This window comes from Actinomadura sp. KC345 (assembly GCF_004348515.1).
Lineage (GTDB): Bacteria > Actinomycetota > Actinomycetes > Streptosporangiales > Streptosporangiaceae > Spirillospora.
Window position 1 is genome coordinate 1 of the sequence record NZ_SMKH01000224.1, and the last position, 13,389, is coordinate 13,389.

11 protein-coding genes and 1 pseudogene are annotated in these 13,389 nt (G+C 71.6%); 4 read left to right on the forward strand and 8 right to left on the reverse strand.

What is annotated here, in order from left to right:
- Positions 1–274: 274 nt before the first annotated feature.
- Positions 275–769: a hypothetical protein gene (locus E1281_RS28865; protein ID WP_347813316.1), complete on the reverse strand. Its 495-nt coding sequence runs from the start codon at positions 767–769 to the stop codon at positions 275–277.
- A gap of 129 nt (positions 770–898) precedes the next feature.
- Between E1281_RS28865 and E1281_RS28870 the strand changes: the two genes are divergently transcribed.
- From E1281_RS28870 to E1281_RS28880, 3 genes are all read left to right on the forward strand, one after another.
- The gene (locus E1281_RS28870; protein ID WP_131882867.1) at positions 899–1,489 is read left to right on the forward strand and encodes a histidine phosphatase family protein; all 591 of its coding nucleotides are present in this window, start codon (positions 899–901) and stop codon (positions 1,487–1,489) included.
- 193 nt (positions 1,490–1,682) lie between these two features.
- Positions 1,683–2,912: a hypothetical protein gene (locus E1281_RS28875; protein ID WP_243717517.1), complete on the forward strand. Its 1,230-nt coding sequence runs from the start codon at positions 1,683–1,685 to the stop codon at positions 2,910–2,912.
- Positions 2,896–3,666 (forward strand): hypothetical protein, encoded by a 771-nt coding sequence (locus E1281_RS28880; RefSeq protein WP_131882869.1) that lies wholly within the window; start codon positions 2,896–2,898, stop codon positions 3,664–3,666. Before E1281_RS28875 ends, E1281_RS28880 begins: the two co-directional genes overlap by 17 nt.
- A gap of 86 nt (positions 3,667–3,752) precedes the next feature.
- Here E1281_RS28880 and aztD read toward each other — a convergent pair whose 3' ends face one another.
- From aztD to aztB, 4 genes are read right to left on the reverse strand one after another with little or no spacing between them, the layout of a single operon-like run.
- Positions 3,753–4,937 (reverse strand): zinc metallochaperone AztD, encoded by a 1,185-nt coding sequence (gene aztD / locus E1281_RS28885; protein WP_131882870.1) that lies wholly within the window; start codon positions 4,935–4,937, stop codon positions 3,753–3,755.
- A gap of 45 nt (positions 4,938–4,982) precedes the next feature.
- A complete protein-coding gene (gene aztC, locus E1281_RS28890) occupies positions 4,983–5,921 on the reverse strand; it encodes a zinc ABC transporter substrate-binding protein AztC (protein ID WP_131882871.1) in 939 nt (312 codons plus the stop codon).
- Positions 5,915–7,132 (reverse strand): hypothetical protein, encoded by a 1,218-nt coding sequence (locus tag E1281_RS28895; RefSeq protein ID WP_131882872.1) that lies wholly within the window; start codon positions 7,130–7,132, stop codon positions 5,915–5,917. Before E1281_RS28895 ends, aztC begins: the two co-directional genes overlap by 7 nt.
- Entirely contained in the window at positions 7,129–8,022 is an 894-nt protein-coding gene (gene aztB, locus E1281_RS28900; RefSeq protein ID WP_131882873.1) for a zinc ABC transporter permease AztB, read from the reverse strand. The genes E1281_RS28895 and aztB overlap by 4 nt, the downstream gene beginning before the upstream one ends.
- A gap of 39 nt (positions 8,023–8,061) precedes the next feature.
- On the opposite strand from aztB, the gene aztA reads away from it, so the two are divergent.
- Positions 8,062–8,742: a zinc ABC transporter ATP-binding protein AztA gene (aztA, locus tag E1281_RS28905; protein WP_347813317.1), complete on the forward strand. Its 681-nt coding sequence runs from the start codon at positions 8,062–8,064 to the stop codon at positions 8,740–8,742.
- A gap of 646 nt (positions 8,743–9,388) precedes the next feature.
- Here the strand turns inward: aztA and E1281_RS42190 are convergent.
- The 3 genes and pseudogenes from E1281_RS42190 to E1281_RS28915 form a co-directional block, all read right to left on the reverse strand.
- Positions 9,389–9,799, reverse strand: a complete 411-nt coding sequence (locus E1281_RS42190; RefSeq protein ID WP_243717519.1) for a BTAD domain-containing putative transcriptional regulator — start codon at positions 9,797–9,799, stop codon at positions 9,389–9,391.
- A pseudogene (locus E1281_RS42195) lies at positions 9,792–10,037 on the reverse strand (hypothetical protein); the annotation flags it as partial. The gene E1281_RS42190 and the pseudogene E1281_RS42195, both read right to left, overlap by 8 nt.
- 144 nt (positions 10,038–10,181) lie before the next feature.
- Entirely contained in the window at positions 10,182–12,404 is a 2,223-nt protein-coding gene (locus E1281_RS28915) for a CHAT domain-containing protein (RefSeq protein WP_165959154.1), read from the reverse strand.
- Positions 12,405–13,389: the final 985 nt, after the last annotated feature.

Below are 13,389 nucleotides of genomic sequence, written 5' to 3' on the forward strand. Positions count from 1 at the left end.
CTTGGTCAGGGAGACGTTGCCGCCCTTGGACAGGCTGACACCCATGGAGTTCTCCTCTCGCGGTTCTGTTACTACAGTTGTAACAGCTCGAAGCCCCTCGCCAGGCGGCCTCGCGCATACCGGCGTCGATCCCGCCGCGCGGCCGCCGTTACCGCGTCGTCTTTCCGTGCGGCTTTCGCCCACGGGAGATCCGCCCCGGTTTCTTTCGAGGAGGCGACGACGTGAGTCTCCTGGCTCTCGGGTCAACGCTCGTCCCGCGGGCCGGAGGGAGCGGTCAGGGCCGGCGCGCGGCCCAGACGCTTCTCTCGGTGCGCAGCACGAGGTCGCCACGGCGAAGGATGCTGTGGGGGCTACCGGTATCGAGCAGCCGGTCGAGCGCGGTGAGATCCTCTGCCGCAAGCTCCGCTGCGGCGGCGCCCCGGATACGCCGCAGCACGCTCAGGGCGTAGCGGCCGATCGCCGGATCGCGGACCCCCTCGATGTCGACGGCGACGGTGAGATCGTCTTCCACGGCGAAGCCGGCGGCGGCTAGCTTGGGCTCCCAGTCGGCGCCGCGGTGGGGCACGTGCTCGGCGTGCAGGCGGTCGACCACGGCGTGGACGCGCTCTTCCAGGCCGGGCCGGTCGGCGGGGGCGTCCTCGGGCAGGAAGCGGGGGTGGCCCGCCAGCTCGACGACGGCGAAGAGGCCGTCGGGCGCAAGCAGGCCACGGACGGCGCGCAGGGCGTGGTCAGGGTCGGCCATGTGGTGCATGGACGGTAGGCACGTCATGCGAATTCGGCACATGCTGATGCGGATTCGGCAAAACGATCGCTCTGTCTGCTGCCTGGCGCGCAAGGCGCCTCATTCGGCGAGGCCGGGCGTCCCGTCTTGGAGCGGGCGGCGCCTAGGGTTGGGGGCGTGGGAGAGCTGATCTTGGTGCGGCACGGGGAGACCGAATGGAGTCGGGCGCGCCGGCACACCGGGCGCACCGATCTGCCGCTGACCGGGCGGGGCGAGGAGCAGGCGCGGGCGTTGCGCGGCGCGCTGCGCGGGCGCCGGATCGCGCGGACGGTCGCCAGCCCCGCCGAGCGGGCGCGGCGGACCGCCGAGCTTGCCGGGCTGCGGGTGGACGACGTGGACCCCGACCTGTGGGAGTGGGACTACGGCGGCTACGAGGGGATCACCACGGCGGCGATCCGGGAGGACCGGCCCGGCTGGTTCCTGTGGGACGACGGGGTGGTCCCCGGCGACGCCGACCATCCCGGCGAGAGCGTCGAGCAGGTCGGGAGGCGGGTGGACGCCGTCCTGGCACGGGCCCGGCCGGACCTGGCCGGGGGTGACGTCGCGCTCGTCGCGCACGGTCACGTCCTGCGGGTGCTCACGGCGCGGTGGCTCGGGCTGGAACCGGCACAAGGACGCCTGTTCGCACTGGACACCGGGACCGTGTCGGCGCTGGGCACCGAGCACGACCGCCCGGTGATCAGCGCGTGGAACGTCCCCGCGCCGTAGCGGACCTCACCACGTCATCCATCCTGCCCGGCCGGCCGGTGGCCACGTCCGGGGTGGTATCGGCGATGCGCCGAGGGTGGCGCACAGATTCCGATGCCCCTCGCGGAGTGAGGCCGTCACCGGACGGCCCTTTGATAATCTCGCGTCCTCTACCGTCCGGAAGTTCATGGGATGGAATGGCAGGTGCGGTTCGGTGTACGCGACGGAGCTGACAGAAGCCGGCATCGAGGATGCGCGCAATATCCTGGTCGCACCTTCGGCGTTGCAGGATAATGGCGTGGTCAGGGACTTTTTCGGGTCCGCCATCACGCCAGAGGACCTTGCTTCTGGTTCGCCCGACCTCGCGCAGAAGACCGTCTATCTGTGTGGCGATGTATCCGGGATCAGCGGTCGCCGACTGGACGCGGCGGCGCAGGTGTTCGTGATCCGGGAGCTGTCACACGGTTACCACGAGGACGCCGGCGAACCTTGGACCCTCATCGACCTGGGCCGAGTCCCCATCCGTGTCCACGGTGCCGGCGTGTACTACCGCCGCTTCTTCGGCCTGGGCGATGATCACTTCAGTCGGATCCAGGCGGAGCACGCGTTCCAGTCGCTGACGGAGTCCACCAAGCCGGGAACGGCACATCGCAGCGGGATCTATCTGACACCCGTTACCCAGGACGGTGACGAACTGCATTTCCGCCTGCTCCGGTGCTCCACGAATCTCTCGGGGCCGACCGAGACCTTTCGCCCGACCGACACGAGCATCGTCGAGGCTCTGAACCGCGAGGCGGCCGCCGTCTTCCGGAACCAGGCGCCGCTCAACCACGTCCTCGCTCAGATCTACCACAACACCCATGCCACGGCTGAGCGCAAGCAGTCCAAGGCGAAGATCTCGGCCCATGCCGACAAGACCAAGGACATGCCCGTCAACGGCATCATGGCCTTTTGCACCTTCTATGACCGGCTCGACAAGCTGCAACCCCTGACCGGCGACGCCTTCGACTACGGCGTGAAGGGTGTCAGCGGGCTGACCAGGCTCCATTTCCGCCTCAAGGAACCGAACGGAGAACGCGACGGGTCCGCGCTCCCCTCGCAGTTCACCTTGACTCTCTATCCCGGGTCCGTGTTCTTCATGCCGCTGTTTACCAACCGCCTGTATACGCACGAAATCCGGCCCTCACCGCTGGACGCCGACCTCCTCCCGATCCGTCTGGGATACGTGGTGCGCTGTTCGAGCGCCGAGGCCGTTCACAAGGACGGTCACACGTTCCTCAAAGTGGACGGAGACCTGGTGAGGCTGGGGCCGCCCACATCGGAGGGGATGGACGAACTGCGCAGGCTGTACGCGGAGGAGAACAAGACCTCGTCCTTCATCGATTACGGCGACGAGTTTCTCTTCAGCATGAACACGGGAGACTACGTTGCACCCCGAGTCTAGGATCTCGGACGAGATCCTCACGTGCAGTTTCCCGGCCGAGGAGGATCTCTTCGCGGAGCTGTCCGCGTCGGCCCGCTGGGAAGACGTGGGAAAAGGCCGGCGTGGCGCCGTGCTCACCAAGGTCGACGAGACGGGGGGCGTACCTCTCGTGCGTACGACCACTCGATACGGCAACCCGACGCAGCGTTTCCGGGCTGTGCACGAAAGGCTGGCGCAGCGGATTCAGGAACGCGCGGCGCTTTCGGTCGGTTTCAACAACGCTCTCATCGAGACCTACACGAACGCTTACACGACCATGGGCAGCCATTCCGACCAGGCCCTCGACCTGGCCGACGGGTCGATCATCGCCGTTTTCTCCTGCTACCAGGATCCCGAGGCGGGCCCGCCGAGGAAGCTCATTTTCGAAGCGAAGGGGCCCGGGGGTGAGAGGTTCGAGGTCCCGCTCGTCCACAACGGTATCGTCGCGTTCTCTGTCGACTCGAACCGGCGCCTCAAGCACAAGATCATACTGGAGAAACCCGTCCCGGCGGCGGACAACCAATGGCTGGGGGTGACCTTTCGAACGTCAAAGACCTTCGTTCGGTTTCACGACGGCCAGGCATACCTCCCGCAAGGTCCGCGCCTCATGCCGGCCGACGATGAGCAGAGGCGCGAGTTTTACCGGCTACGACGCCGTGAGAACAATGAAACGAACTTCTCCTATCCCCGGTTGACGTACACGATCAGCGAGAGCGACCTGATACCGCCCGTCTGACCCGCGGAACCCGCGTCCCCGACGCGCAAGCCAGGTGCTGCACGGCCGCCGGAGTCCGTGCGCGGGACTCCGGCGGCCGGTGAGGGTCAGGCGCTGGTGAGTTCGTTGGGGGTGTGCGGCAACTGGGCCTTGGCCTTGACCTCGCCGGATTCGATGTCGATGGCGTAGAGCGTCTTGGCACCGGGGTCGGTGACGTAGGCGGTGTGGTCACGGACGTGGAGGGTGGGGCGTGGCTGCTGCCACTCCAGCGGCTCGCGCCACTCGCCCATGATCTTGATCTTGTCGGTGACCTCGCCGCGTTCGGGGTCGATGACGTGCAGGGCGCCGTCGGTGCCCAGGACCAGGGCTTCGCCGTGCGGGCCGCGTCCCAGGGACCGGAAGGTGTAGCTGGCGCCCAGGTCGACGAGCGTGAGGTCGCCGGTGCGGGTGTCGATCAGGGAGACCCGCTCGGGACGTTCGAGTTCGGCGTCGGGGTCGGTCTTGTAGTCGCCCAGGACGATCGGGGACTCCTCGTGGCCGGCCTGGTTGCCGATGCGCCCGTACTCGTCGGGCGCCTTGACCTTGGTGAACTCGCCGTCCTTGTAGAGGAGGGCGCCGTTCTCGCAGCCGATGAGGACGGCCTCGTCCTTGGCGGCGGCCTCGCCGTGCACCCCCGGGCAGTCCTCGCTGCGAGCGATCTCCTTGCGGTTCTTGTCGAGGACCTGCGCTCCGGTGCGCTCCTCCTCGGTGCCGAGGGTGACCAGCAGCGAGCCATCGGCGAGTTCGACGGCGACGCCGTGGTGGGCGTGCCGGGTGGTGTGGGTGGACGCCTCCGGGAGCCCGCCGCCGAGCTTGCGCGGGTCGAAGGTGGTGACTTTGCCGGTGCCGTCGGAGAACAGCACGGTCTTGCCCGCGTGGTGGACGACGTGGCCGGGTTCGGGTGCGGCGAACTCGTCCTTGGTGAGCTGGGCGCCGACGGCGTCCAGGACGCGGAACCCGGTGGAGGTGGAGACCATGACGTGGCGGTCGTTTCCGGCGGGGTTGACGCGGTTGAACCCGTCCAAGGGGATGTTCTGCACGACCTTGAGCGTGGTGCCGTCGATGACGGACAGGCCGCCGTCGTAGGTCGCCACCAGCGGGTCCTGGGTCTTGGCAGCGGCGGGCGCCTGGCTCTCGCGTGCGGTGGGGCCGGGGTCGTCCTGGCCGCAGGCGGTGAGCGCGAGGCCGAGCGTGACCATCACGGCGAGCAGCGCCGCCTTGGCGCGCGGTCTCGGGTGCGTCGAGCGTTTCATTTCAGCTCTCTGTTCCTGGTTGGGGGCAACATGCATGCGGCGGGTTCACCGGGTGGCGAGCCCGGCGCTGATGGCGTCGGTGTTGGCGCGCATCATCCGCAGGTAGGTGGGCGCGCCGCCGTCGGGGCCGGTGAGCGATTCGGAGTAGAGCGGGACGATGTCGATGCGCAGCCCGGCCTCCTGCGCCATGACCTGGGCGAGCCGGTCCGGCTGGGAGGAGTCGGCGAAGACCGCCGGCACGCCGGCGCGCCGGACGGCGTCGGCCAGCGACTTCAGGTCCGAGCCGCTGGGCGAGGCCAGCGTGGTGCCGCTGGGGATGACGGCCCCGATGACCTCGAAGCCGTAGCGCCGGGCCAGGTAGCCGAAGACGTGGTGGTTGGTGACCAGCTTGCGGCGGTCGGGCGGGATCTCGGCGAACTCGCGGCGCATCCGGGTGTCCAGCGCCGTGAGTCGGGCGCGGTACTCGGCCGCGTTGGCGCGGACCTTCGCGACGTCGACGCCGTCGACATGCTCGGTGACCCGGGTGGTGATGAGGTCGACGGCCTTGACCACCCGGACGGGGTCCGTCCAGAAGTGCGGGTCGCGCTGGCGCGCGGTCCGTCCCTCGGTGTAGGTGATCGGGTCGGCCCCCTCCCCCACGGCGAGCGCCGGCACCCCCTGGTCGCGGGCGGCCTGGATGTTGCGCGCCACGCCTTCCTCCAGGCCCAGCCCGTTGTGGACGAGCAGCGCGGCGTTCTCGATGCGGGCGGCCTGCTGGGCGGAGACGCCGAAGGAGTGCGGATCGGCGCCGGGCTTCATCAGCACCGTCACCTCGGCCTCGTCGCCGACGATCGTGCGGGTGATGTCGCCCAGGATGTTGGTGGTGACGACCACACCGGACCGCTCGGGACCCAGCGCGGAGCATCCGGTCACGGCCAGGCACAGCGCGAGCAGCAGTCCGGTGGCACGTCGCAGGCCACGGGAGCGCTGAGTGGCGGTCACCATCCCGTCTCCACCATGTGCGCGGGGGCGAAGGGGAGCTTGAACGAGCGGGCCTTACGGAGGTCGTCGTTGTAGTCGATCTCGTGGACGGCGTTTCCGGCGGGGTCGTTGACGTAGGCGCGCATGGTGTCCACCTGGATCACCGGTGAGGGTCGCTCCTTCAGTGAGCCGGTGTCCTTGAGCAGCTTCACGTCGGCTTCCTGCTTCCCCGTGCCCGGGTCGTAGGAGCGCAGGACGCCGTCCCGTCCGAGCAGGAGCACCGGGGAGTCCTCGCCGACCGCGTTCACCGCGACCGCGGGGACGGATCCGACCCGTTTCCATGTCCGGGCGGCGATGTCGAGCACCCAGGCGCCCTTGTCGCCGGCCGCCGCCGCCAGCACGTTCGATCCGGGACGGTGACGGAACTCCAGGGCCCGTTCCCCGGCGGGCACCTCGCCGGGATACGGGATCTTCTCCGCCGCGAATCTCCCGTCCTCGCCGGTCACCAGCAGGGCCCCGTCCGAGCAGCCGAGGACGGCACCGCGCCGCGTGATCGCCTGTCCTCGCGGGTCGGGGCAGGGCTCGGGCAGCTGGGAGATCCGGTGTCCCTCGCGGTCGTGGACGGCGACGTGCCCGGTTCCGTCCGAGGCGGCCAGCAGGTGCCCCGCGTACGGCACCGCGACGGCGGCCTCGACCCTCGCCGGCTCCTGGATCTTCCCGTCGTCGAGCGCCTTCCGGTCCAGCACGCGCACGGCGCCGCCCGCGGCCAGCGTGGTCACGGCGAGGTCGCCGGCCACCTCGGGAGTCCCCGCGGCGCGCAGGTCGCCCACGGTGCGGGCGGGGGCGCGGTAGTAGTGGACGTGGTCGCCGTGGTCGACCGTCCAGACCCCGGTGTCGACGACGCGCTGGGCGTCGCCGGTGGTCAGGTAGGCGTGGCGGCCGTCGGTCCGCATCGCGGTGAGCCCGGCGGCCTCGCCGACCGGGACGCTCCTGCCGGTCGCGGGGTCCAGAGAGTGGATGCGGCCGCCCCGCGCGGCGGCCAGGATCAGACGCCACTGCGGCTCGGCCGTCTCCTCGGCTCCCTCGACATGGCCGTGCGGAGTGGGCCCGGCGCCCGCGGAACCGTCCCCGCTTCCGGACGCGCCGCACCCGCTGAGCAGGGTGAGCAGGACTCCCGTCGCGGCGGCGGCCGCCGATGCGCGCCTCCGGACGCCGCCCGTGCTGCCACAGATCATGAGGTGTACCCGAGTTCCTTTCGTGCGGGGCCGTCCGGGGCCGGGCGGTCCGGCGACGGGGACGCGCCGTGCGACCGGCGCCCGCGCAGTTCCGCCGCCAGCGCGGACAGGAAGAAGAAGGCCACGGCGGTCGCGGCGATCGTCGCTCCGGCCGCGGTGCCCAGATGCCACGACACCAGCAGCCCGACGACCGTCGAGAGCGCGCCGAGCAGCGCCGCGCCCGTCATGACCATCGGGACGCTGCGCGCCCACAGCACCACCGCGGCGGGCGGCGCGATCAGCAGCCCGAACACCAGCAGCGTGCCCACGACGTGGAAGGACGCGGTGATCGCCAGTGTCAGCAGGCACAGCAGGAGCGCGTGGGCGAGCCGCGGCCGCATCCCGAGCGTGCGCGCCTTGCGCGGGTCGAAGGCGAGCGCGACGAACGAACGGTGCGCCGCCGCCGTGATGACGGCCGCCGCGCACAGCGCCACCGCCAGGACCACCAGGTCGCCCGGACGCACCGCCAGCACGTCGCCGAACAGGAAGGCGGTCAGGTCGACCGCGAAGCTCTGCGAGTGCGACACCAGGATCACGCCGGTGGCGAGCATCCCGACGAACAGCAGCCCGATGCTGGTGTCCTGGGACAGCCGGGACGAGCGCGACAGCGCCGTGACGCCCAGCGCCATCGCGCCGGCGCTCAGCGCCGCGCCGAGGAACAGGCTTCCCTCCAGCAGCGACGCCGCCGCCACGCCGGGCAGCATGCCGTGCGACATCGCGTCGCCGAGGAAGGCCATGCCGCGCAGCACCACCCAGGTGCCGGCCAGCGCGCAGATGCCCGAGACGAGCAGCCCGCCCCACAGCGCCCGCTCGACGAAGGACACCCCGAAGGGGGCGAAGAGCCATTCCATGCACGGCACTCTATAATGAAAACCGTTATCATTTGCAACGTGCAGGGGAGTTCTGTGAGCGAGACGGCGATCACCATGCGGCAGGTGCGGGCGGGTTACGGGCCCACGCCGGTGCTGCACGACATCACGGGCCACGTCCCCCGATCGCGCGTGACCGCCCTGGTCGGGCCCAACGGCTCGGGAAAGTCGACCCTGCTCGGCGTGCTCGCGGGCACGCTCGCCCCGTCCGGCGGGACGATCGAGCGATCCGGCTCACAACGGCCCGCGCTGGTCCTCCAGCGCGCCGCGGTCCCGGCCACGCTCCCCATGAGCGTGCAGAGCGCGGTCGCCATAGGCCGCTGGGCCGATCGCGGCTGGTGGAGACGCCTCACCAAGCACGACAGGGCCGTGGTCCGCGCGTCCATGGAACGCGCCGGCATCACCGAGCTGGCCAAGGCGCAGCTCGGTGAGCTGTCCGGCGGCCAGTACCAGCGCACCCTGATCGCCCAGGGCCTCGCCCAGCGGTCCGACCTCCTCCTGCTCGACGAACCCGCGGCCGGCCTGGACCGGGACGCCCAGGACCGGATCCTTGAGATCTTCGACGAGCTCACCGCGCGCGGCGTCACCATCGTCCACGCGACGCACGACGCCGACGCCGCAGCCCGCGCCGACCACCGCCTCCTCCTCAAGGAAGGCCGCCTCCTGGCCCAGGAAGCCCCGGACGCGGTGCTTCGGCACTGAGGCCGCTTCAGACCGCGACGGAATCGACCGCGGAGGTACGGAGCGTGCGGACGGTCGCGGCCCGGCGGTCGCGGTGTCGAGCAGCAGGCGAAGGCCATCACCAGTGCCGCCCCGAGCGTCGCGGCGGTGAACGCGGCGGCGAAGGCGCCGGTCCGGTGCCGCAGTGAACGGATCGCCAGGAAGAACATCGTCCTCAGCCCTCCCGGCCGGCGCGACGCGCGGCGACCTCGTCGGCCAGATGGGTCAGCCGTTCGGCGACGGCCTCGGGGGGTGGGCTTCTCCAGCCGCCCGGCCAGCAGGCCGTCCGCCAGGAACAGGACGGTCTCGGCGTAGGCGGCGGCGACCGGGTTGTGGGTGACCATCACGACCGTCCGCCCGTACACCCGCATCGGATCGGCGGCGCGGCCTCCGGGCAGCAGCGCGTTCTCCCGCAGCCCCAGCGCGCCGAGCACCGCGTCGGGCACCTCCGCCGGCTCGCTGAACGGGGCCAGGTCGGCGTACCGGACCGCGTCGTCCGCCGGCGCGCTGACCTCCACCGCCAGCCTGGTCTTGCCCACCCCGCCGGGGCCGGTCAGCGTGACCAGACGCTGCCGGGCCAGCAGCTCGCGGACGCGCCGCCGGTCCTCGTCCCGCCCCACGAAGCTGGTCAGCTGGGCGGGCGGCGCGGCCGGCGGCCCGGCGACCGGGCCGGGGCGCAGGATCGTCCGGTGGACCGCGACCAGGTCCGGCGACGGGTCGGCGCCGAGTTCCTCCGCCAGCACCCGGCGTCCTCTTCGTACACGCCCAGCGCCTCGGCCTGCCGCCCGTCCCCGTGCAGCGCCCGCATGAGCAGGCCGCGCGCCCGCTCCCGCAGCGGGTGCGCCGCGCACAGCCGGCGCAGGTCGGGCACCGCGTCCCGGTGGTCGCCCCGCGCGAGAAGCACCTCGGCCCGGTCCTCGGCCGCCGCCGTCCGCAGATCCTCCAGCCGCGCCGCCTGCGCCGCGGCGAAGGGCGCTGGCCGACACGTCGGCCAGCGCGGGACCCCGCCACAGCCCGAGCGCCTCGTGCAGCAGGTCATGGGCGCCCGCGTGGTCCCCGGCCGCCGCCGCCCGGCGCCCCTCCCCGGCCAGCAGCTCGAAGCGGTGCGCGTCCACGAGGTCGGGAGCGATCGCGAGCCGGTACCCGGCCGGATGCGACTCCACCAGCCCGCCCAGCCGCCTGCGCAGCCGCGACACCTGCGACTGCAGCGCGTGCCCGGCGTCGCCGGGCAGGTCCTCGGCGTACAGCCCGTCGATGAGCCGGTACGCGGGCACCACCCGTCCCGGCTCCAGCAGCAGCAGCGCCAGCAGCGCCCGGGTCCGCGGCCCGCCGACCGGTACCGGCGCGCCGTCGGCGAGCCGGACATCGGTCGTACCGAGGGGGAGAGCGGGCGTTCCGGGAGAGGCTCACGACTCATCCCGTCAGCACGATGGCGTGCGGTGACGGACCGACCTGAGCCGAACCCGCAGTGGGAGTTCCGTCCGGTCAAGAAGTTCCCCCTGGTCGGCGACCATCCGGTGGCCGCGCTCATAGAAGCACGCCGCCGGAGCCGGCCGGACCGGCCACAGACAGCCGACGACCGCCTGCGCACCCGCCGTGATCAAGGCCGACGGGATGCCGCGGACGTTGTCGGCGCGGTCGAACCGGCCGAGGGCCGACTCGCACGCGGCGAGCGTGACGAGGCGGACGCCGCGCAGGTCGACCCCCAGGAAGTCGTAGGCGTGGACACGGCCGTCGTCGTCGATGTCCGGGGAGAGATACAGGCACTGCAGCCATGGCGCGTCAGGGTCCATCGTCCCGTGCACGGCGATGTGGACGATATCCGATCTGGACAGTTCGGCCAGCAGCCTGGCCCGGGTCGCCGCCGTCCCGACGACGGCCTCCACTCCGACCGCGCCCGCCACCCTCCGGGCATGCTCCTCCAGCGCGGGTTCTTCGTGGAGGCCGTAGCGAACGCCTCCGGCGGAGGAGGCCAGCACCGTGGTGCGGCGCTCCCGCTCGAAGCCGCCGGGCGAGGTCAGCGACTCAAGGCCCGCGATCGTCGTGACCGTCCAGTCGTCGGCGATGAGGCGGCCGCCGACGCGGCATAGTGGTATCGGCAGGTAATGCACGGCGCCATGCGGCCACACCAGCAGCCTGTCCTTGCCCTGGGCACGCCATTCGGCCCAGCTCCCGTCCCCGCCCAGCAGGTCGCCCGACTCCAGCAGGCGGGCACCTTCCGGCGTCACGTCGGCGAACAGCGGGTCACGTTGGACCTCCTCCCGGATCGCCTCCACCACGTCCGCCACCGGGTGCCGGACCTCGCCCTCACCTTCACCTTCGCCGAGGGCCACGGTGAGCGTCCGGCCTTGGGCGGTGACGCCCAGCAGGAGCGCGGCGCCGCGCACGAACCTCGGCAGGAACCAGGTGAGCAGCACCGTCCGCTCGTCGAGCAGCTCGTGCGCCTTCGCCCAGAGGTGCTGGTCGTCGATCAGCGGCGTCGCGCCGCGCACCAGCTCCGTGTCGATGAGCGACGAGATGCGCCACCGCAGGTTTCCGGCGATCTCCGCGTCGTCCCGGCCCGCGGGGCGACGGTCGGCGTCGGCGTCGTCCAGCAGGTTCGACCGCGAGGCCGCCGCGGCCGCCGGGCCGTCGAGGTCCCGCAGTCGTGCGGCGAAGTGCTGGATGTGCGGGGGCAAGGCGACCGGCCCGTCGAGCCGCCACCACGAGCCCAGTTCCTGCCCCTTCACCGCGTGGTGCAGGCCGAGCATCAGCCCCATCGGCACTGTCCGGTGCTCCACCGCCATCTGCCATACCGCCGAGTGCACGAGATCCCGCAGCAGCTCACCGAGTTCGGGTGCGCCGCTCGGGTCGAAGTTCGGCAGATCCACGATGATCGCGCACAGAGCGTCTCGAAGGTCCGCGCCGCGAAGCCCGCCCACCCGCTGCGCGAACGGCACCAGACACGCCCGCGCGAGTTCGGTCATGTTGAGCGAGGCATAGGCGAGGGCCGCGTACGTGTAGTGACCCCAGGGAAACGGCAACGGGCCGGGGATCGGCTCACCGGCGGTCGCCGCCTGGTGATGCAGGTCCGCCGCCAGGAGCCGTACCTCCTCGCTCGTCTCTTCGGCCACCTGGCTCAGCAGCGCGAGCCCGAGTGCCGGCCGGCCGCGATCGCGGGCGTGGGCGGCCGCGTGGATCGCCGCCGCCGAGCGCTGCGACCGCGTCCAGGAGTCCGGGAAGGACTCCGCGAGCGCTTCGCCGGGACGCGGGCAGCAGGTGGGGTCGCCGGGCAGCGCGTGCGCCCGTGCCTCGATGAACTGCCGGCGGTGCGCCGCGTCCCACCGGACCTCCAGCCGGTCCGCCCAGTCCAGCACGGTGCGCAGCAGCGGCAGGTCCGCGCGCTCTCGTGCCAGGTTGACGCCCTGGCTGATCACCCTCATGGTGACCGTCGTGCCGTAGCCGGCGACGAAGTCGGCGAACGGAATCCCGAACACCGCGGCCCGCACCTCGCTGACGGTATCCGGGTGGAGCCCGTGGACGACCCTGAGCAGGAACAGCGCGAGGTCGGGGGCGGTGAGGGCGGGCGAGTCGAGCAACTCCGACAGCGCCAGGGCGGCAATGCCCTGGTGGACGCCGTCATCGTCCAGGTGGATCTGCGCCAACGAGGCCAGCAGCACCGGTCGCGCCGCCCGCCGCCGCCGAGTTCCAGCGCCCGCGCCAGCATCTGCGCCGCCTCCGCGACCAGCCGCGGAGACTCCATCGGGAACGGGTCCTCGTCTCTGAACCACAGGCGATACAGCTCGGCTTCGGCTCGGGCCGCCCAGGTCGTCCGCGCATCGCGCGCGTAGTGGTCGGCGGCGAAGTCCGCCGGGCCCCTGGTGGCCAACCGCAACCGCGCCCCGGACACCAGGTCGGGCACGAGCTCCCGGGGTTCGCTCTGCCGATCGATCAGCCGTGCCGACACCGCGTCGGCGGCCTCGAACACCGCCCTGTCGCAGCGTTCGGCCACGACCGCGGTCGCCGCCTCGACGGCGAGCCGCGCCGCCGCCTGCCAGGCTTCCCCTGCACCGCAGGTGTCGGCGATCTCACAGACCAGTCGCCAGAAGGCGTACTGCACGTCGGGCGGTCCGGGGGAGTCATGGTCCTGCCGCAGGAGCTCGTCGACCGCCGCTTCGAAGGTGGCACGGAACATCGAATCCCGTGCCAGCACTCGCGCCCGCCGTTTCGCCTCGTCCAGCGAGACGATCCGCTCGAACACGTCGGTCGCCCGGACACCGTCTCGCCGGCGATCCGCTCGACGCACCATCCGAGGTGATTCCCGGAGTCGCCGAGAGTCAGCTCGTCCACCGAGTTCAGCATCGGGAGGCCGAACGCGTGCGCGCGGCTGAACGGACTCGCGCTCACCCCGGCATGGGAGCCGAACGGACTGATCACCGACAGCCCGACCGCCAGGACTGCTCGCTGCGCGCCGTCCACCTCCATCAGAAACGCCCGGGTCGTGATGTCACGCGACAGCCGCACGCCCCCTCCTTTGCGCTGGCCCACGCTTGATTGTCTCGCGGGTTAGCCTCGATCTTTCGTGAGGTCGGTTGGGTCGCTCCGCGACCCAACCGACGCTTCGTTTTCGGCGGCGAGTCAGCCGTTGGG